The sequence below is a fragment of the Citrobacter sp. 21OH12SH02A-Citro genome (assembly GCF_027919895.1).
GTDB lineage: Bacteria > Pseudomonadota > Gammaproteobacteria > Enterobacterales > Enterobacteriaceae > Citrobacter > Citrobacter braakii.
This window is the reverse complement of sequence record NZ_CP114801.1, coordinates 402,821-422,146: the sequence shown is the minus strand read 5'-3', so window position 1 is coordinate 422,146 and position 19,326 is coordinate 402,821. Positions and strand designations below refer to the sequence as shown.

General features: G+C 52.7%; 24 protein-coding genes. 12 read left to right on the top strand and 12 right to left on the bottom strand.

Annotated features, from left to right (window positions below; translation table 11 throughout):
• Positions 1-4: 4 nt before the first annotated feature.
• From gspD to O6D90_RS01955, 11 genes are read left to right on the top strand one after another with little or no spacing between them, the layout of a single operon-like run.
• The gene (gspD, locus tag O6D90_RS02005) at positions 5-1,990 is read left to right on the top strand and encodes a type II secretion system secretin GspD (RefSeq protein ID WP_016157610.1); all 1,986 of its coding nucleotides are present in this window, start codon (positions 5-7) and stop codon (positions 1,988-1,990) included.
• A 6-nt stretch (positions 1,991-1,996) separates the two neighbouring features.
• A complete protein-coding gene (gene gspE, locus O6D90_RS02000) occupies positions 1,997-3,487 on the top strand; it encodes a type II secretion system ATPase GspE (protein WP_016157611.1) in 1,491 nt (496 codons plus the stop codon).
• Entirely contained in the window at positions 3,484-4,695 is a 1,212-nt protein-coding gene (gene gspF / locus O6D90_RS01995) for a type II secretion system inner membrane protein GspF (RefSeq protein WP_016157612.1), read from the top strand. Before gspE ends, gspF begins: the two co-directional genes overlap by 4 nt.
• 54 nt (positions 4,696-4,749) lie before the next feature.
• A complete protein-coding gene (gspG, locus tag O6D90_RS01990) occupies positions 4,750-5,142 on the top strand; it encodes a type II secretion system major pseudopilin GspG (protein WP_047358922.1) in 393 nt (130 codons plus the stop codon).
• A gap of 5 nt (positions 5,143-5,147) precedes the next feature.
• Positions 5,148-5,639 carry a type II secretion system minor pseudopilin GspH gene (gspH, locus tag O6D90_RS01985; RefSeq protein WP_016157613.1) on the top strand — a complete coding sequence of 164 codons (492 nt, stop codon included), beginning with the start codon at positions 5,148-5,150 and terminating at the stop codon, positions 5,637-5,639.
• The gene (gspI, locus tag O6D90_RS01980) at positions 5,636-6,022 is read left to right on the top strand and encodes a type II secretion system minor pseudopilin GspI (RefSeq protein WP_016157614.1); all 387 of its coding nucleotides are present in this window, start codon (positions 5,636-5,638) and stop codon (positions 6,020-6,022) included. Before gspH ends, gspI begins: the two co-directional genes overlap by 4 nt.
• Positions 6,006-6,578 (top strand): type II secretion system protein GspJ, encoded by a 573-nt coding sequence (locus O6D90_RS01975; RefSeq protein WP_016157615.1) that lies wholly within the window; start codon positions 6,006-6,008, stop codon positions 6,576-6,578. The genes gspI and O6D90_RS01975 overlap by 17 nt, the downstream gene beginning before the upstream one ends.
• Positions 6,575-7,561, top strand: a complete 987-nt coding sequence (gene gspK / locus O6D90_RS01970) for a type II secretion system minor pseudopilin GspK (RefSeq protein WP_016157616.1) — start codon at positions 6,575-6,577, stop codon at positions 7,559-7,561. The genes O6D90_RS01975 and gspK overlap by 4 nt, the downstream gene beginning before the upstream one ends.
• 10 nt (positions 7,562-7,571) lie before the next feature.
• A complete protein-coding gene (gene gspL / locus O6D90_RS01965) occupies positions 7,572-8,717 on the top strand; it encodes a type II secretion system protein GspL (RefSeq protein ID WP_016157617.1) in 1,146 nt (381 codons plus the stop codon).
• Positions 8,714-9,181 carry a type II secretion system protein GspM gene (gene gspM / locus O6D90_RS01960; RefSeq protein ID WP_016157618.1) on the top strand — a complete coding sequence of 156 codons (468 nt, stop codon included), beginning with the start codon at positions 8,714-8,716 and terminating at the stop codon, positions 9,179-9,181. Before gspL ends, gspM begins: the two co-directional genes overlap by 4 nt.
• Positions 9,178-9,957 carry a prepilin peptidase gene (locus O6D90_RS01955; protein ID WP_016157619.1) on the top strand — a complete coding sequence of 260 codons (780 nt, stop codon included), beginning with the start codon at positions 9,178-9,180 and terminating at the stop codon, positions 9,955-9,957. The genes gspM and O6D90_RS01955 overlap by 4 nt, the downstream gene beginning before the upstream one ends.
• Positions 9,958-9,994: 37 nt before the next feature.
• Here O6D90_RS01955 and bfr read toward each other — a convergent pair whose 3' ends face one another.
• The 11 genes from bfr to fkpA form a co-directional block, all read right to left on the bottom strand.
• Entirely contained in the window at positions 9,995-10,468 is a 474-nt protein-coding gene (gene bfr, locus O6D90_RS01950; RefSeq protein ID WP_016154761.1) for a bacterioferritin, read from the bottom strand.
• 71 nt (positions 10,469-10,539) lie between these two features.
• A complete protein-coding gene (gene bfd / locus O6D90_RS01945) occupies positions 10,540-10,734 on the bottom strand; it encodes a bacterioferritin-associated ferredoxin (RefSeq protein ID WP_003031111.1) in 195 nt (64 codons plus the stop codon).
• A 185-nt stretch (positions 10,735-10,919) separates the two neighbouring features.
• Entirely contained in the window at positions 10,920-12,104 is a 1,185-nt protein-coding gene (gene tuf, locus O6D90_RS01940) for an elongation factor Tu (protein ID WP_003031109.1), read from the bottom strand.
• A 69-nt stretch (positions 12,105-12,173) separates the two neighbouring features.
• Positions 12,174-14,288: an elongation factor G gene (gene fusA, locus O6D90_RS01935; protein WP_016154762.1), complete on the bottom strand. Its 2,115-nt coding sequence runs from the start codon at positions 14,286-14,288 to the stop codon at positions 12,174-12,176.
• A gap of 96 nt (positions 14,289-14,384) precedes the next feature.
• Positions 14,385-14,855, bottom strand: coding sequence for a 30S ribosomal protein S7 (gene rpsG / locus O6D90_RS01930; protein WP_016154763.1), 471 nt, complete (start codon positions 14,853-14,855; stop codon positions 14,385-14,387).
• A 95-nt stretch (positions 14,856-14,950) separates the two neighbouring features.
• Positions 14,951-15,325: a 30S ribosomal protein S12 gene (gene rpsL / locus O6D90_RS01925; protein ID WP_003023654.1), complete on the bottom strand. Its 375-nt coding sequence runs from the start codon at positions 15,323-15,325 to the stop codon at positions 14,951-14,953.
• Between the two features lie 125 nt (positions 15,326-15,450).
• Positions 15,451-15,738, bottom strand: coding sequence for a sulfurtransferase complex subunit TusB (gene tusB / locus O6D90_RS01920; RefSeq protein WP_016157620.1), 288 nt, complete (start codon positions 15,736-15,738; stop codon positions 15,451-15,453).
• A 7-nt stretch (positions 15,739-15,745) separates the two neighbouring features.
• Entirely contained in the window at positions 15,746-16,105 is a 360-nt protein-coding gene (tusC, locus tag O6D90_RS01915; protein ID WP_016157621.1) for a sulfurtransferase complex subunit TusC, read from the bottom strand.
• Positions 16,105-16,491, bottom strand: coding sequence for a sulfurtransferase complex subunit TusD (gene tusD / locus O6D90_RS01910; protein ID WP_016154766.1), 387 nt, complete (start codon positions 16,489-16,491; stop codon positions 16,105-16,107). The genes tusC and tusD overlap by 1 nt, the downstream gene beginning before the upstream one ends.
• Positions 16,491-17,213: a helix-turn-helix transcriptional regulator gene (locus O6D90_RS01905; RefSeq protein ID WP_003023643.1), complete on the bottom strand. Its 723-nt coding sequence runs from the start codon at positions 17,211-17,213 to the stop codon at positions 16,491-16,493. The genes tusD and O6D90_RS01905 overlap by 1 nt, the downstream gene beginning before the upstream one ends.
• Positions 17,214-17,380: 167 nt before the next feature.
• Positions 17,381-18,199: an FKBP-type peptidyl-prolyl cis-trans isomerase gene (gene fkpA, locus O6D90_RS01900; protein WP_016154767.1), complete on the bottom strand. Its 819-nt coding sequence runs from the start codon at positions 18,197-18,199 to the stop codon at positions 17,381-17,383.
• A 232-nt stretch (positions 18,200-18,431) separates the two neighbouring features.
• Between fkpA and O6D90_RS01895 the strand changes: the two genes are divergently transcribed.
• A complete protein-coding gene (locus O6D90_RS01895; RefSeq protein WP_003023639.1) occupies positions 18,432-18,650 on the top strand; it encodes a protein SlyX in 219 nt (72 codons plus the stop codon).
• A gap of 49 nt (positions 18,651-18,699) precedes the next feature.
• On the opposite strand, the gene slyD is transcribed toward O6D90_RS01895, so the two are convergent.
• Positions 18,700-19,305: a peptidylprolyl isomerase gene (gene slyD / locus O6D90_RS01890; protein ID WP_003023634.1), complete on the bottom strand. Its 606-nt coding sequence runs from the start codon at positions 19,303-19,305 to the stop codon at positions 18,700-18,702.
• Positions 19,306-19,326: the final 21 nt, after the last annotated feature.

The window sequence follows — 19,326 nt, the reverse complement described above, 5'->3', positions numbered from 1 at the left end:
AAAATTGCGCAAAGGAATTAAAAAAACGGCTGCATGGATACTGGCGCTACAGTTTTGCTCCTTTCCATTTCAAACCATGTCAGCGCAATATTCGGCAAACTTCCAGGATGCGGATCTCCGGGAGTTTATTACCTCGGTCAGTAAGCAAATGGGCAAAACCATTCTGATCGATCCGTCCGTCCAGGGAAAAATCTCCGTTCGCAGCTTTGACAGTTTCAACGAGGAGGAATACTACCAGTTTTTTCTCAGCGTTCTCGATATCTACGGCTACTCGGTTATCACCCTGGATAACGGCCTGCTGAAGGTTGTTCGCTCCGCAACGCTTAAGACCGCGCCGGGAAAAGTATTGGCACAGTCGCAACCGGCGGTTGGCGATGAATTTATCACCCGCGTCGTGGCGCTGAAAAATGTCCCGGTACGCGATCTGGCTCCGCTATTACGCCAGATGATGGACAGCGGCGGCATTGGCAACGTCGTACACTATGATCCTTCTAATGCGCTGTTGATCACCGGTAAAGCCAATATAGTCAATCGCATCCTTGAGGTTGTGAAACGGGTCGATGTTATCGGTACTCAGGAACGTGAGCTTATCAAACTGCGCTACGCCTCGGCAGTTGATTTATCTGACGTAATTAACAGCCTGATTCGCGAAGAGTCAAAGGAAAACCCAACGCAGATCCTGCTGCCTAAAATTGTCGCCGACAAGCGCACCAACGCCCTTCTTATCAGCGGGCCGGACAATGTGCGCCAGCGGATGAAATCTTTAATCGCTAAACTGGATATCGAACAGACCACGCAGGGCAATACTCGCGTGTTCTATTTGAAATACGCCAAAGCCACTAAAATCGTTGAAGTGCTGACCGGCGTGTCAACCAAACTGACGGAAGACAAGCAGTCGTCTTCGCAGAGCGTGGCTACCCCTTCCCGGGATGTCTCGATTAACGCCGATGAACAAACCAACTCGGTGGTCATTACCGCAGACCAGAGCACCATGCAGGAGCTGGAAAAAGTCATCGCTCGTCTGGATATTCGCCGCGCACAGGTACTGGTTGAAGCCATCATTGTGGAAGTCCAGGATGGCAACGGCCTGAATCTTGGCGTGCAATGGGCCAACAGCAACGTCGGCGGTCAGCAGTTTACTAAAACGGGGCTGCCGATTTTCGACGCCTCAAGAGGCGCGCGCCAGTTTGATAAAAACGGTTCGATGACCAGTGACAACCCTATTGCCAGCGCGTTAAGCAGTTTTAACGGCCTGGCGACGGGCTTCTTTGAGGGGGACTGGAGCGTCCTGCTCACCGCGATCTCCTCCGACAACAAAAACGATATCCTCGCCACCCCCAGCATTGTGACGCTGGATAACAAAGAAGCATCGTTTAATGTCGGCCAGGATGTGCCGGTGCTTTCCGGCTCGCAAACGACCTCCGGCGACAACGTCTTTAATACGGTCGAACGTAAAACCGTCGGCACCAAACTGAAGGTCACACCGCAAATCAACGAAGGCGACGCGGTGCTGATGGAGATCGAGCAGGAGGTGTCGAGCGTCGATACCGCCTCCGGTAACGCCAGCGATCTCGGTCCGACGTTCAACACCCGTACTATCCAGAATGCCGTGCTGGTCAAAAGTGGCGAAACCGTGGTGCTGGGTGGCCTGCTGGATGATTCAAGCAAAGAGCAGGTTTCCAAAGTACCGCTGCTGGGCGATATCCCTGTTCTCGGACAGCTATTCCGCTACACCTCAACGGAAAATGCGAAGCGTAATTTAATGGTCTTTATCAGGCCGACCATTATTCGCGACGACGAGGTTTATCGTTCGCTCTCAAAGGATAAGTACACCCGATTTCGTGATTTACAGCAGCAGCGTATTGATAAGCAATCCAGTGGATTGGTCGGCGTGAAGGACGAAGAACGCCCGATGCTTAAAGAGCTGAATTTCGATGTGCCGACCGACGCGCCCAACGACCAGCCATCGCGCAATCCCTTCCGGGAATGATCCAACATGACTGACTTATGGACGCGCATTCCTCCCCAGCATCCTCTGCCGCTTAATTACGCACAGGGGCAAAAATTTGGTATCGCGGTCGCGGTGGATGAATTGTTCTACCGCACCGACACGCCGCTGGAAAACGTGCTTGAGGCCAGCGTTGCCTGTCAGCGCTTCAGCCGCCTGACGCCAGCGCAATTTGACGACCACCTGGAGCAACTTTTCCAGCACGGCGCCGGAGAGTCCCGGCAGATTGCCCAGGATATCGATCAGGAGATCGACCTGACGGCGCTGAGCGAGGAGTTACCCGACAACGCCGATCTGCTCAGTGATGAAAACGACGCACCGGTTATCCGACTGATCAACGCGGTCCTTCATGAAGCCGTGAGGGAAGGCGCGTCGGATGTGCATATCGAAACCTTCGAAAAATCTCTGGTGGTGCGTTTTCGTATCGACGGCGTCCTTAAGCCAGTCCTTCAGCCCGCTAAAAAACTGGCGCCGCTGCTGATTTCGCGTATCAAAGTAATGGCACGACTGGATATTGCCGAAAAACGACTGCCGCAGGATGGGCGTATTTCCCTGCGCCTCGGACGCAAAAATATTGATGTCCGCGTTTCGACGTTACCCTCGCAGTATGGCGAAAGAGCCGTGCTGCGTCTGCTGGATAAAAACAGTCTGCGCCTGACGCTGGAGAATATGGGGCTATCGGCGGTGGATAGCCTGCGGCTGAAGGGTTTAGTACAGCAGCCGCACGGCATCATTCTTGTCACCGGCCCGACGGGGTCGGGAAAAAGCACCACGCTGTATGCGATTCTCGCCGAGCTGAATTCCCCCCAGCGTAATATCCTGACCGTCGAAGATCCCATCGAGTACGAGCTGGAAGGCGTCGGACAAACCCAGGTAAACAGCCGGGTGGATATGTCTTTCGCCAGGGGACTGCGCGCCATCCTGCGCCAGGATCCGGACATCGTCATGGTCGGCGAAATTCGTGACGCCGAAACCGCGCAGATAGCGGTTCAGGCATCGCTCACCGGACATCTGGTGCTTTCCACCCTGCACACTAACAGCGCCTGCGGTGCGATCACCCGATTACGGGACATGGGCGTTGAACCTTTCCTGCTCTCATCATCGCTAAGCGGCGTTATCGCCCAACGCCTGGTGCGTCGCCTCTGTCCGGCCTGCCGCGCGCATGCCCCCATTCCTGACTCTCAGAAATCCCCCCTGCACGCGCTCGATCCCACCGCTCAGACAATCTGGCAGGCTTGCGGATGCGGCGAATGTCGGGGAACTGGCTACCAGGGGCGACTGGCGATTCATGAAATTATGCTGGTGGATAAAACTATGCGCAGCATCATCCATCGCGACGCCGATGAACACGCCCTGGAGCAGTGCCTGCGCCAGCAAAGCCGGAGCCTGCGGGAGAACGGCCTGCTGCGCGTGCTGGCAGGCGAAACCACGCTTGAGGAAGTCATGCGCGTCACCTCTGCCCAAGAGGATACACGATGAAATATCAGTGGCAGGCAATGGATGACAGCGGCACGACTCACCATGGAACGCTGGATGCCGCCAGCAGCAAAGAGGCGCGCGAGGCGCTGCGCGCCCAGGGTCTGCACCCGCTGGTGTTAAATGAGAAAAAGGTCATTTCGCTGTTCCGGACGATAAAAAAAACGCCTCGTTTACGGCTTAGCGGCAGTGAACTGGCGCTGTTCACCCGCCAGCTCGCCACACTGGCCAACGCTTCACTACCGCTTGAAGAGGCGCTGTTCGTTATTGGCCGGCAGAACAAAAATAATAAACTGGGGCTGGTGCTACACGACCTGCGCGAACGGATCCTCGCCGGACATACGCTTTCCGAATCGCTGGCCGCCTGGCCGCGAATCTTCGATACCGTTTACCGCACGCTGGTGAAAGCCGGTGAAAAAAGCGGACAGCTCGGCTGTGTGCTGGAAAAGCTGGCTGACTACAATGAGTTACGCCAGGCAACACGCAGTAAACTCATCCAGTCAATGGTGTACCCTTCCCTGCTGACCAGCGTGGCGATCGCCGTCGTCGCTATCCTGCTCACTACCGTAGTGCCCAAAATTGTGGAGCAGTTTCTGCATATGAAAGAAGCGCTGCCGATGTCCACGCGCGTGTTGCTGGCAATCAGCGATGCCATGCGCCACTACGGACTGTGGGTAATCGCATTGCTGCTGATTGCCTTTTTCCTGTTTCGCCACTGGCTCACCCGCCCCGGCAAACGCCATCTGTTTGACCGCTGGCTTCTTGATTTCAAACCCAGTCGCGCCCTGCTGCGCGCTATCCACTGCGCCCGTTATTTGCGCACCCTGAGCATTCTTAATATCAGCGGCGTTCCGCTGCTGGAAGGGATGACGCTGGCAACCGAAGGCATCGGTAACCGAGAAATCAGTCAGCGGCTGGGTCAGGCCGCGGAGCGCGTGCGCCAGGGCTCAGGCTTTCATCTCGCTCTGGAAAAATGCGATATCTTCCCGCCGATGATGCTCTACATGATTGCCTCCGGGGAAAAAAGCGGCCAACTCAGCGAGCTAATGGCGCGCGCCGCCGATCAGCAGGAAACACTGCTACAAAACCGCATTGCGCTGACGCTGGCGCTGTTTGAACCCGCGCTGATTATTACGATGGCGATGATTGTGCTGTTCATCATCGTCTCGGTTCTGCAACCCATTTTGCAACTCAACTCATTGGTAAGTTAAGGATAAAACGTGAATAGTGATGCACATAAGCAGCGAGGATTTACGCTGCTGGAGATGATGGTGGTGCTGGTTATTTTGGGCATCCTCGCAAGCCTGGTCGTCCCCAGCTTAATGGGCAATAAAGACAAAGCCGATCACCAGAAAGCCGTCAGCGACATCGTGGCGCTGGAGAATGCGCTGGATATGTACAAACTGGATAACTATCGCTATCCGCTGACGGCGCAGGGGCTAAAGGCGCTGGTCGAAAAACCGACCGCCAGCCCAATCCCGGAAAATTACAACGCGAAGGGATATATCAAGCGTCTGCCACAGGATCCCTGGGGTAATGAGTATCTGCTGGTAAGCCCTGGTGAACACGGCGATTACGATATTCTCTCCGCAGGTCAGGACGGTGAACCCGGCACCGCTGACGACATTACTAACTGGGAACTGGGTAAAGCGAAATAATCGGAATGAGGCAGAAGGGATTCACGCTACTGGAAGTCATTCTGGTGCTGACGATTATCGCGCTTGGCGCCTCGCTGGTGATGATGACCTACGGGCGACAAAATGATACCGCGAAAGCTATTACCGCAGTTGAACAGCTGGCGGCGCTGACTGAATATGCCGCCGACTGGTCAACCATGGAAGACCGCAGTACCGGTATTGAGATCCGCGAACAAGGCTGGCGCATCGTCACACCAATCGGCAATGGCTGGCAGACGCCAACCCAGTTCTATCGCCTGGCGACCGAGGGAAAGTGGGAAAGTGACTGGCAGGTGGCTCTGTTCCCGGCGTCGCTCGCCAGGCAATCCGTCGGCACGCCGCAAATTCTGATTCACCCGGACGGTGAAATTACGCCGTTTACGCTACACATCCGCAGCCGTAAAAATAACAGGCTGCTGTTCACGCTCGCCAGTACCGGCGGGCTGCCGCTGGTGCTCACCCGAGGCGAAAGCCGATGAGCCAAAGGCAATCAGGAATGACGCTTCTGGAAGTGCTACTGGCGATATTCATTTTCGCCACCTGCTCTCTCGCGCTACTCAACAGCCTGCACGGTCAGGTTAGCGCCACCGCAAAAATGGAAGAACAGGTGCTTGCCGGTTGGGTAGCGGATAATGTGCTCAAAACCTATCAACTGACCGGGCAGATCCCCGCTAAAACAGCGACAGGCAGCAGCATTATGGGTAAACGCCGCTGGGACTGGTCGTTGACAGTCTCACCCGCCGATGCTTCCGGCCTCAGCACCTGGACAGCAGACGTCGCTCTTGAGGACAAACAGCAGATCCGCCTGCAGCGCTTTATCCCCTCGCCGCAAGGAGGACCGCAAAATGTCTCCCGGCCCTGAGAAACAGCGCGGCTTTACCCTGCTGGAAGTTTTACTGGCTATTGCTCTGTTCGCCATGCTCAGCCTGCTGACGGCGCAGATGCTGACGACGACAATTGACAGTAACGAGCAGACCAAAAAGCATCAGCAGCGTTTTTCCGCTATCGTGCGTACCGTCAATTTGCTGGATAAAGATATCCGACAGCGGGTGCCGGTAACCCAATTGCAGGGCGAAAAAGAGACGCTGATGCTGACGACAGCCAGCAGTAACAGTTATCCTGGCGCCTGCTGCGCGCCCGATATCCAGCGAGTTCAGTGGTATCTGCAGGATCATACTTTATACCGCACGCTCTGGCGCTACCCGGAAGATGCAACCGCAGCTATCACTCAGCCGATGCTCAATGATGTGAACGCCTTCACGTTGCGTTATTACAACAGTAAAGAGAAAGCGTGGACGGACACGGCGACAATCCCATCTCCTGGCGCGATGGAAGTCACTCTTAAACTTGCTGATTCCGGCACGATAACTCGTCTGACGCTCTTGCCAGAGAACCGCCAGCCAGGAGAACAGCAATGACCCGGCAAAAGGGCGTGGCGCTGCTGGTAGTGCTGATGATCCTGGCAATTATGGCGGCGCTGGCCAGCGAAATGACCGTGCGCTACCAGATCAACCTCAAACGTACCAGCTACACCCGGATGCGGCTACAGCAAAACTGGCTGGCAGAGCTGGCTGAAAGCCAGGCCATGCGTATTCTTGAACAGGACCTGCGGGATAATGAGAAATACCTCACTCACGAGCAGCTCTGGGCGCAGCCGCAGCGTATTCAGCTCGCCAGCGGCGATGTTGTTAGCTGGCAGCTATCTGACGAGCAGGCCTGTTACAACATTAATGCGCTGATTAACGCCCCGACCGATCGAATGAAAGAGCCGCCCGCCAGCGTGAGCGTCTTTCTCGCGCTGCTGGACAACGTCGGCGTCACCAATGCCCAAGCTGAGGCGCTGGTTGATGCTATCGCCGACTACATCGATAACGACGATATCCCACGCGCCTCCGGTGCCGAAAATGAGTATTACCAGACAAGTAACGACCCCCACACCATTGGCGGACGACGTATCTGGTCAATCAGTGAGCTCAAACAAATCAAAGGGATGACGCTTTCTCTTTACCAGCAAATCTCCCCGCTACTCTGCGCGCTGCCTGATGATGAGCTAAAAATCAACATCAACACCCTGACGCGCCGGGATGCACCGTTGCTTGCGGCGATGCTCAATAATGCTGTCCCGCCACGCGAGATTGAGCGCTTTTTTGATACCCCGCGCAAAGGACGAAAAATCAGCATTGAGACGCTGTTAAAGACATTCGATAAGGATAATCCAGCTCATAAGCTGTCGCAGTCCACATTCAAAAGCATTGCGGTGGCGACCAGTCGTTACTTCCGCCTTGAAACGACTATCGAACAGGGCGATAGCGCCGGGAGCACCATCAGCCAGCTGGAATACGATCCCAAAAGAAAGGCTCTGTTTATTACAGCCCGCAAAAGCGTGGCGCGCGACCATTAAAGGGAACTAAATGACGCCAGACACATTACTGCTACGTCCGCTGCCGGGAAAACTGGAATGGTGCTGCCCCAACGAGGCACAGCCTCCGGTTATTGTTGAACAGGCGGCTTACCTCCAGCCGAACGCGCTGGCCGACCTGCCGGATGCCGGTAACGCCTGCCTGTTCCTGTCACCTGATTATTTCTGTTTTCGTCGCGTCGAATTACCAACGGAAAACTACAAAATCAGTGAACAAACGCTGGGCTGGCTGGTGGAGGACGCCGTTGTCGGTGATACAGATAGCCTGCACTGGACGGTTCTCGCCAGAGAAGAAAACACGCTCCATCTGGCCGGGATCGCCAGGACTACGCTGAACGATCTATTGACGACTTTCCGCACAGCTGGCGTGACGTTGACGTATATCGTTCCGGATGGTTTCTGGCTGCCGTATGTCACGGATAGCTGGAGTCTGCTAAAACAAGATGAGCGATGGTTAATCCGTTACGACGCGTGGAAAACAGGCGTGCTGAGTGAAGCACTGCTCACGCATTTACTCGCCAGCCATACAGAGCAAAAAATCATCAGCGCCAGCCCGCTTCCTGTGCCTCACGCTTATGTCGAATACCTTGACTGGCAGCCGCCGCTGGCGTGCGCCTGCAATGGCGATAATATTCAGGACATTAACGTATTACACGGCAGCTTCCGCCCTTTGCCCCCGACACAACCGACCCCGCGTCTGCTGAAATATGCCGCCATAGCAACATTTGCCCTGGCAATAGCGCTCTTCTCAGGGCTGAAAGGGGTGATGCTCTGGCAGCTTCATCAACAGAAACAGGCGCTCTCAGCTGAAGGTGCCACCCTGTGGAACCGCTATTTCCCAGGTGATAACCGCAACAGCAATTTTAAATATTTCTTCGAATCGTCCGCGAGGGATCGCTATCCGGATGTGCTGACGTTACTGACTCAGCTTCAGACCCGATTAAGCACATTGCCGGGGCTTACCATCCGCGAGGTCAACTACCGGCTCGAACAACGCCTTTTTACCCTGACGCTCAACGTTCGCGATCCGGAACATCTTCGCCGCTTTATGGTGCAGACAAACGACGAATTTATCCTGACTCAACCGCCAGAAGGGACGACAGGTAGCGTCCGGCTGACCCTGAAGGAGCGCAAATGAATATGAATAGCTGGTGGAGCGAAAAAAACGGCAGAGAGCAACGCAGTCTGATATTCCTCGCCGTTTTCTGTCTGCTGGCGGGATTCTGGTACGGCGTGGTTCAGCCCCTGGATAACGCTATTTCACAGCAGAGGCAGGAAAATGATCGTCTCAGGAGTGAGATCCTGTGGGTAAATGAGGCGATTCAGCGTCGCGGATTAGTTGCAAGTAGACCGGGCACAAAGACCGATCCGGCACTGATACAACATAGCGCGCAGCAGGCAGGTCTGAATATCAGCGTTGTGACATCCACTCCCGATCATTTTGCGATCTCGCTTCCCGTTGTCAAAACCGAACCATTATTTGCGTGGCTTAATACCCTACAAAATGAGGGAATACAGGTTTCGCAACTCACGTTTAGCGCCCGCCCGGTCGCCGGGGAGATTGCGGTGGAAGCCCTTGAACTCTATCCGGTGGGGAAATGACGGAACTCATTAACATTGCAGCAATGGCATTTGTCGGGCTGATAGTCGGCAGCTTTATGAATGTAGTGGTTTATCGACTGCCGATCATGATTGAGCATCGGCACAGCGAAACATGGAATATCGCCTGGCCTCCGTCGCACTGTCCGCACTGCCAGCACAGGCTATCGGTGCGTAACACTATTCCACTATTCAGTTGGCTGTGGCAGCGGGGGCGTTGCCAGGCCTGCGCTAAGCCAATTTCATGGCGTTACCCACTGACTGAACTGGCGTGTTCTTGTGTTTTTGCGCTTATCGCCGCGTTTGTCCCTTCAATGTCTGATGCGATTGCCATCATGACGCTGTTCTGGTTTATTTTCGCACTGGCGCAAATTGATCTCCGGACGTACCTGCTGCCGGATGTGCTGACGCAGCCGCTGCTCTGGCTCGGTCTGATGTATCACAGCGTTTACGACAGAGAGATGTTACCCGACGCGCTGTACGGCGCTGTCGCTGGCTATCTGACGCTATGGCTGGTCTGGTGGGGATGCAAAATACTCGCGGGCAAAGAGGGCATCGGCCTGGGTGACGCTAAGCTACTGGCGGCGATGGGTGCCTGGTGTGGATGGCCAGCGCTACCGCCCATTTTACTCGCTGCATCATTGCTGGGCATTGTCTGGTGGCTGATCCTACGCCTTACCCGAAGGACGTCGATACCGCTTATCGCGTTCGGTCCGTGGCTTGGACTGGCAGGCTGGTTGATTTTCAGCGCGCAAAGCTCAGGTGTTATCGGGTACTGAAAGGAGCGGCAGGCCTGCCGCTCTGCAAAGTTTGCGTCTACGCTTCGCGAATCTGTGCCTGAAGATAGTTCTGGAGTCCCATCTTCTGGAGCAGATCCAGTTCCGTTTCCAGCCAGTCAATGTGACCTTCTTCATCAGCAAGGATTTCGATCATCATATCCCGGCTAACGTAGTCATGGACGCTGTCGGCATAGGCAATGGCTTCACGTAAATCTTTAGCCCCATCGAGTTCGAGTCGAAGATCGGATTGCAGCATCTCTTCAACATCTTCGCCTATACCCAACTTACCAAGATCCTGTAAGTTTGGGAGCCCTTCTAAGAATAAAATACGCTCAATATATTTATCAGCGTGTTTCATCTCATCGATAGATTCATGGTACTCAACATCATTGAGGCGAGTCAGTCCCCAGTTTTTGAACATACGAGCATGGAGAAAATACTGGTTGATTGCGACAAGCTCATTTCCCAATAGTTTATTGAGATAATTTATGATTTTAACATCACCTTTCATTTTATAGTCCCTCCGCTTCCACTCTTAGAGCGTAGATGGGGCTACAGGGATGTCAAAAAAAAGAGTGTGACTTAGGCGATCTCTTTAAATTCTGGCATTTGCGTTAATTCATCCTGCATGACTTCGCGGGCAGCACGAATGCACTTACCGCATTGATTTCCAACAGGAATAAATTTACGCAATTGCTGAAAGGACTGAGGATGAAACTGGCGAACAGCCTGACGTATTTTTTTATCACTTATCGCATTACACAAACAAACGTACATGATCGCTCCCGTTCAATTTCTGCGCAAAGTGTAAATGAGAATAGTTATGATTACAATAGCACAACGCTATTTACGCAGCGGGAGAATGAATGAAAAATGCGAATAAATATGACAACTGCTAAATCGCGGACAGCAAAAAGGGCGCCGAAGCGCCCTTTTTAAGCTCAAAGCTAATTAATCAATAATTAGCTCATTACTTTAGCAACAACGCCCGCACCAACAGTACGGCCGCCTTCACGGATTGCGAAACGCAGACCGTCGTCCATCGCGATTGGGTGGATCAGGGTAACAACCATTTTGATGTTGTCGCCCGGCATTACCATCTCAACGCCTTCCGGCAGTTCGATGGTACCAGTCACGTCAGTAGTACGGAAGTAGAACTGCGGACGGTAGCCTTTGAAGAACGGAGTATGACGGCCGCCTTCGTCTTTGGACAGAATATACACTTCAGATTCGAACTTGGTGTGCGGCTTGATAGAGCCCGGCTTAGCCAGTACCTGACCACGTTCGATTTCTTCACGTTTGATACCACGCAGCAGAACACCAACGTTCTCACCAGCACGGCCTTCGTCCAGCAGTTTGCGGAACATTTCAACGCCAGTACAGGTAGACTTAGCAGTCTCTTTGATACCAACGATTTCAACTTCTTCACCAACTTTGATGATACCGCGCTCTACACGACCGGTAACAACGGTACCACGACCGGAGATGGAGAATACGTCTTCGATAGGCAGCAGGAACGGCTTGTCAATCGCACGCTCTGGTTCCGGGATGTAAGAATCCAGGAAGCCAGCCAGTTCGATGATTTTCGCTTCCCACTCTGCTTCGCCTTCCAGCGCTTTCAGAGCAGAACCACGAACGATCGGAGTGTCGTCGCCCGGGAAATCGTACTGAGACAGAAGTTCACGAACTTCCATTTCTACCAGTTCCAGCAGCTCTTCGTCATCAACCATGTCGCATTTGTTCAGGAACACGATGATGTACGGAACGCCTACCTGACGACCCAGCAGGATGTGCTCACGAGTCTGCGGCATCGGGCCGTCAGTCGCAGCAACAACCAGGATCGCGCCGTCCATCTGCGCAGCACCGGTGATCATGTTTTTAACATAGTCGGCGTGGCCCGGGCAGTCTACGTGTGCGTAGTGGCGAGTCGGGGTGTCATATTCAACGTGAGAAGTGTTGATGGTGATACCACGAGCTTTTTCTTCCGGCGCGTTATCGATCTGGTCGAATGCACGAGCAGCACCGCCGTAGGTTTTAGCCAGTACGGTGGTGATTGCAGCGGTCAGGGTAGTTTTACCGTGGTCAACGTGGCCGATGGTGCCGACGTTAACGTGCGGTTTTGTACGTTCAAATTTTTCTTTAGACACGGCTATATTCCTTACTATAGTGCTCTCCCCTGGGGAGAGAGCACGGGACTTAGGTTTTAATCCTGTGGCTTATTTACCACGGGCTTCAATAACGGCCTGAGCAACGTTGTTCGGCGCATCGTCGTACTTCAGGAACTCCATGGAGTAAGAAGCACGGCCTTTGGTCAGAGAACGCAGCTGGGTTGCATATCCGAACATTTCAGACAGCGGAACTTCAGCATGGATAACAACGCCAGTGACGTTGGATTCCTGACCACGAAGCATACCACGACGGCGGCTCAAGTCACCGATTACGTCACCGGTGTTCTCTTCCGGAGTCTCTACTTCAACCTTCATGATAGGCTCAAGCAGAACTGGTTTCGCTTTCTTAAAGCCATCTTTGAAGGCGATAGAAGCGGCCAGTTTAAACGCCAGCTCAGAGGAGTCAACGTCATGGTAAGAACCGAAGTGCAGACGCACGCCCAGATCAACAACCGGGTAACCAGCTAGCGGGCCAGATTTCAGCTGTTCCTGGATGCCTTTATCAACGGCCGGGATGTATTCGCCAGGAATTACACCACCTTTGATGTCGTTGATGAACTCGTAGCCTTTCGGGTTTGAACCCGGCTCCAGCGGGTACATGTCGATAACAACATGACCGTACTGACCGCGACCACCAGACTGCTTAGCGTGTTTACCTTCGATATCGGTAACTTTCGCGCGAATCGCTTCACGGTAAGCAACCTGAGGTTTACCGACGTTCGCTTCAACGTTGAATTCACGCTTCATACGGTCAACGATGATGTCGAGGTGCAGCTCACCCATACCGGCGATAATGGTCTGGTTAGATTCTTCGTCAGTCCAAACGCGGAATGACGGGTCTTCTTTAGCCAGACGGCCCAGAGCCAGACCCATTTTTTCCTGGTCAGCTTTGGTTTTCGGTTCTACCGCGATGGAGATTACCGGCTCAGGGAATTCCATACGCTCCAGAATGATCGGGTGATCCGGGTCACACAGAGTGTCACCAGTGGTCACGTCTTTCAGACCGATAGCAGCAGCGATATCGCCCGCGCGAACTTCTTTGATCTCTTCACGTTTGTTAGCGTGCATCTGTACGATACGGCCAAAACGCTCGCGTGCAGTTTTCACTGAGTTCAGGATGGTGTCACCGGAGTTAACCACACCAGAGTACACGCGGAAGAAGGTCAGGTTACCCACGAACGGGTCGGTAGCGATTTTGAATGCCAGAGCAGCAAACGGCTCTTCATCGCTAGCATGACGCTCAGCCGGAGTATCTTTACCGTCGTCCAGAATACCGTTGATCGCAGGTACGTCGACTGGGGATGGCAGGTAATCAATTACCGCATCCAGCATCGCCTGAACACCTTTGTTCTTGAACGCAGAACCACAGGTTACCAGGATGATTTCGTTGTTCAGAACGCGCTGACGCAGAGCTTTTTTGATCTCTTCTTCAGTCAGTTCTTCACCACCCAGGTATTTCTCCATCAGCTCTTCTGAAGCTTCCGCAGCGGACTCGATCAGGTTCTGGTGCCATTCTTCAGCCAGTTCCTGCATGTCAGCCGGGATATCTTCATAAGTGAAGGTTACGCCTGCATCTTCTTCGTTCCAGTTGATGGCTTTCATTTTCACCAGGTCAACAACACCGGTGAACGCTTCTTCAGCGCCAATCGCCAACTGCAGCGGAACAGGGTTCGCGCCCAGACGGGTTTTGATCTGACCAACAACTTTCAGGAAGTTCGCACCCATACGGTCCATTTTGTTAACGAACGCAATGCGTGGAACTTTATATTTGTTTGCCTGACGCCATACGGTTTCAGACTGAGGCTGAACACCACCAACTGCGCAGTAAACCATTACTGCACCATCAAGCACACGCATGGAACGTTCTACTTCGATAGTGAAGTCAACGTGCCCCGGAGTGTCGATGATGTTTACGCGATGCGGTTCATACTGCTTAGCCATACCAGACCAGAATGCAGTAGTCGCTGCGGAGGTGATAGTAATACCACGCTCCTGCTCCTGTTCCATCCAGTCCATGGTGGCTGCGCCGTCATGAACTTCACCGATTTTATGGTTTACACCGGTGTAGAACAGAATACGTTCGGTAGTAGTGGTTTTACCGGCGTCGATGTGCGCACTGATACCGATATTACGGTAGCGCGCGATGGGTGTTGTACGAGCCATTTGATTCCTCGTTTATCTTTTAGGCGTTCAATTTAAGTAGCCCAAAGCGGGCTGCTTACTAGAAGCGCCCGCCTGGTGACTAAAACTCCGAAGGGATTACCAACGGTAGTGTGCGAACGCCTTGTTGGCTTCTGCCATACGGTGAACGTCTTCACGTTTCTTAACTGCAGTACCTTTGTTTTCTGCAGCATCAGAAAGTTCGTTCGCCAGGCGCAGAGCCATGGATTTATCACCGCGTTTACGAGCAGCTTCAACGATCCAACGCATTGCCAGGGCATTACGGCGAACCGGACGGACTTCAACTGGAACCTGATAAGTAGAACCACCAACGCGGCGAGACTTAACTTCGACAGTCGGACGCACGTTTTCAAGGGCTACTTCAAAAGCTTCCAGGCCATCTTTACCAGAACGCTGAGCCAGGGTCTCCAGCGCGCTGTATACGATGGTTTCTGCAGTAGATTTTTTACCATCTACCATCAGGATATTTACAAATTTAGCCAGCAGCTCTGATCCGAACTTAGGATCCGGCAGAATTTTACGCTGACCAATGACGCGACGACGTGGCATGGGAATACTCCGTTGTTAATTCAGGATTGTCCAAAACTCTACGAGTTTAGTTTGACATTAATATAAAACGTTTGGCCTTACTTAACGGAGAACCATTAAGCCTTAGGACGTTTCACGCCATACTTGGAGCGTGATTGCTTACGGTCTTTAACGCCGGAGCAGTCAAGCGCACCGCGAACGGTGTGGTAACGAACACCCGGGAGGTCTTTTACACGACCGCCACGGATCAGGATCACGGAGTGCTCCTGCAGGTTGTGACCTTCACCACCGATGTAGGAAGTCACTTCAAAACCGTTAGTCAAACGCACACGGCATACTTTACGCAGTGCGGAGTTTGGTTTTTTAGGAGTGGTAGTATATACACGAGTACATACGCCACGTTTCTGCGGGCATGCTTCCAGTGCAGGCACGTTGCTCTTTGCAACTTTGCGTGCGCGTGGTTTGCGTACCAGCTGGTTAACTGTTGCCATTAAATAGCTCCTGGTTGTAGCTTTCGCTTCGTAAACACGTAATAAAACGACCTCATACAATATGAGGACGCAGAATTTTAGGTCGGTGTCGAAAAGGTGTCAAGAAATATACAACGATCCCACAATTACCAGGACATCTGGCTGGGATGCTTCACCGTAAGTCTGACGAAGTCAGTATAGCTAACCCTGACGACACTGTCTGAAATTTGACCACCTAAGCCGCGAGCTTTAATGTCTTCTTCCAGTACATAGACCTTAATGGAGGCATTTTGCAGACTTTCAAGGAAACGGCTCCCTTCTATTGCCGCGGTCACGCCATCCTGAAGCAATAAAAGTTCATCGTCTTTATCAATCAGGCGAAGAAGAGAGGAGAAATCGGTAAGCCACGCGGAGCGATGTAATGTGTGCAGCATGAGTATCTCAAAACCTTAAAATGACGTCATATTTGCCTAGCTCACGGCGTAAATCTTCCGGTTCTAACGCTGTCGCATCGACCACAAAATCCCCCCCCTGCTGGAGGCCCCGCTCGCGTAACGAGGCGGCACAAAGCCAACATTGATCGATATCGTACAACCCTAACAGCTTGAAGGTTGCGATATAGTCGCGAGCCAGCACGACATCCGGCTGTTGTCCCTGGAGGATTTGAAAAACGCCATCGCCGATAAAAAATACGCCGAGGTCTTCCGTTAACGCCGATGTCGCCAGTAAGGCATCTAACCCTTCGCGGCCAGACGAACTGCCATGCGGCACGGTAGAAAAGACAAAAGCAACACGTTTCATTAAAACTGCACCACGCGATCGCAGGTCAGGGATGCCTCAGCCAGCGAACCCAGCCCGCTGAGGTTAAAACCTGATTGTAAATTAGCCCCTGCCAGTCCCAGTCGCTTCGCTTCTGTTTCATCAACGACGCCACGACGCAGCGCCGCAGCTACGCAGATATTCAGCGTCACGCCATGCTGCTGGTTCAGCTGTTGCCAGGCCCGCACCAGATCATATTCATCACTGGCAGGTGAAGTCAGGAAGTTGGCGTTATACACACCTTCACGATAGAAAAAGACGCTGCATAGCTCATGCCCTTCTTTGAGTAACGCGTGAGCAAATTGCAACGCGCTGCTCGCCTGCTGCGTGCCATAAGCTGGCCCCGTCACCATAATGGCAAAACGCATTACTTGTCTTGCCCCTGGAAATCGCCGCTTTTGAACTGACGAATATAGAGGTAAACCGTGTGCTTGGAGATGTTCAGCCGATCGGCGACCTGGTTAATGGCATCTTTAATATCGAAGATACCTTTCTCATACAGATTCAGGACAATCTGGCGATTCTTGGCATTGTTGGAAACATTACGATCGGCATTCACTTCTTCAATCGTGAATTCCAACGTTTGGGTAACCAGGTCTTCCACCGAAGAAGCGAAGTTAACGGCAGAACCCACTTCCGGGGTTTCCGGAGGAATAAAGGTATTCATTATCTGCGAGAATGGAACATCAAGGTTCATGTTGATGCACAGCAGACCAATCACGCGATGCTCACGGTTGCGAATGGCAATCGTCACCGACTTCATCAAGACACCGCTTTTCGCACGTGTGAAGTAACACTTCGACACGCTGCTATCCGCACCCGTCATATCATGCAGCATACGCAACGCAAGGTCAGTAATCGGCGAGCCAATTTTGCGGCCCGTGTGTTCACCGTTAGCAATGCGGATGGCAGAGCATTTCAAATCCTGCAAAGAGTGCAATACGATTTCACAATGGGAACCAATGAGCATCGCCAACCCGTCCACAACCGCTTCGTAGGATTTGAGGATATCGAAATCGGTTTGATCGAAAGGACGTTGATCCAGTAAATCTAGCTCACTGGTTTCGTTGGTTAAAAGCGACCTGGACATGAAAAAAAGCACTCCTTTTCAGGAGCCTGTCGTTATGTTGTCAGGGCAGGCTCATCACTATTATAGGGGCATCTAAAGTAATACAGCGCACAAGGCGCTTTCCAGTATTAATTATATCCTGTCGATAATAAAAAACCGCCGCCCTGTGGGCGGCGGTATCTGGTTACTTACTTTTTGCTGCTGTCCGCAGCTTTAGCTGCCGGTGCAGCATCTGGCTGCGCATCGGCTTTCGGTGCCGGTTTGATGTCTAACAGTTCAACATCAAAGACCAGCGTAGAGTTAGCCGGAATGCCCGGTACGCCGGTTTTGCCATAAGCCAGATCCGGCGGGATAACCAGCTGGATTTTGCCGCCTTTCTTGATGTTTTTCAGGCCTTCGGTCCAGCCAGGGATAACACCGTCAAGACGGAAAGAGAGCGGCTCACCGCGGGTATAAGAGTTATCAAACTCTTTACCATCAATCAGCGTACCTTTGTAGTTGACTACCACGGTATCGCTATCTTTCGGTGCAGCGCCGGTACCTTCTTTCTCTACTTTATAGACCAGGCCAGTAGAAGAGGTTTTAACGCCCTTCTCTTTAGCAAATTTCTCGCGGTAAACTTTACCTTTGGCTTCATTGTCAGCCGCGTCTTTTTCCATTTTCGCCTGAGCGGAGCTCTTCACGCGTGCTTCAAACGCCTGCAGAGTTTGTTCGATTTCCTGGTCAGACAGTTTGCTCTTGTCTGCAAACGCATCCTGAACGCCAGCGATCAGCTGATCTTTATCCAGTTTGATGCCCAGTTTTTCCTGCTCTTTCAGAGAGTTTTCCATATAACGACCCAGGGACGCGCCCAGCGCGTAAGCGGCTTTTTGGTCGTCATTCTTGAATGCTGCTTTGCTGTCAGCAGTAGCGGCTGGTTTCGCAGCGTCAGCAGCGAAGGTGATCGGGGCATGCAGAGCAACAGCCATTGTGGTCGCCAGCAGCGTTACTTTAAACAGTGATTTCATCCATATCTCCAGGGCCGGGGCATCTCACCCCAAGGTTAGCTAACATAAAAATGTACTATAAAGCGTTGCAGAACAAATCAACATACGGGCACGCCCTATTATCACCACTTTTCAGACTCTTTTTGTTTAAATTAGTTTCGTGACCGAAGATTGAGTGCTGTGCAAACAGGCAAAGTTAAGTAGAATTCGCCGCAGTCCGCGATCTGCCGGAGAAAAAAGAAAGAGGTGAATCATGCAGGATACAACAATGGAAACTCGCCTGGCTGAACTGGAAAGTCGCCTGGCATTTCAGGAGATAACCATTGAAGAGCTCAACGTGACGGTGACCGCGCATGAACTGGAAATGGCAAAACTCCGCGACCATCTGCGTTTATTGACGGAGAAGCTCAAAGCAACGCAGCCGTCCCACATCGCGTCGCAGTCTGAAGAGACCCCGCCGCCACATTATTGAGACATAAAAAAAGCGGGATATTCCCGCTTTTTTTTATGCCGTATAACGATTAGTGGCAACCGCAACCGCCGCCGTTACCTTTACCGCCACCGCCGCAGCAGCCTTCGCCACCGTGCTCGTGACCATGGTCGTGACCGTGACCACCGCAGCAACCGTCATGACCGTGGTCATGATCGTGGTCGTGACCGTGCGCACCGTGAACGTGGCCGTGAGCCAGCTCTTCTTCGGTCGCTTCGCGGATAGCGACAACTTCTACGTTGAATTTCAGGTTCTGGCCAGCCAGCATGTGGTTACCGTCAACCACAACGTGGTCGTCTTCCACTTCGGTAATTTCTACCGGTACTGGACCCTGGTCAGTTTCAGCCAGGAAACGCATGCCAACCTGCAGTTCGTCAACGCCCATGAAGACGTCTTTAGGAACGCGCTGCACCAGGTTTTCGTCGTACTGACCGTATGCGTCGTTTGCGCCAACAGCAACATCGAATTTGTCGCCAACTTCATGACCGTCCAGCGCTGTTTCCAGGCCAGAAATCAGGGAACCGTGACCATGCAGGTAGTCCAGCGGTGCACTCACCGGAGACTCATCAACCAACACACCGTCTTCTGTACGTACCTGATAGGCCAGGCTGACCACCAGGTCCTTTGCTACTTTCATGATATCTCCTGAGCATGGAAA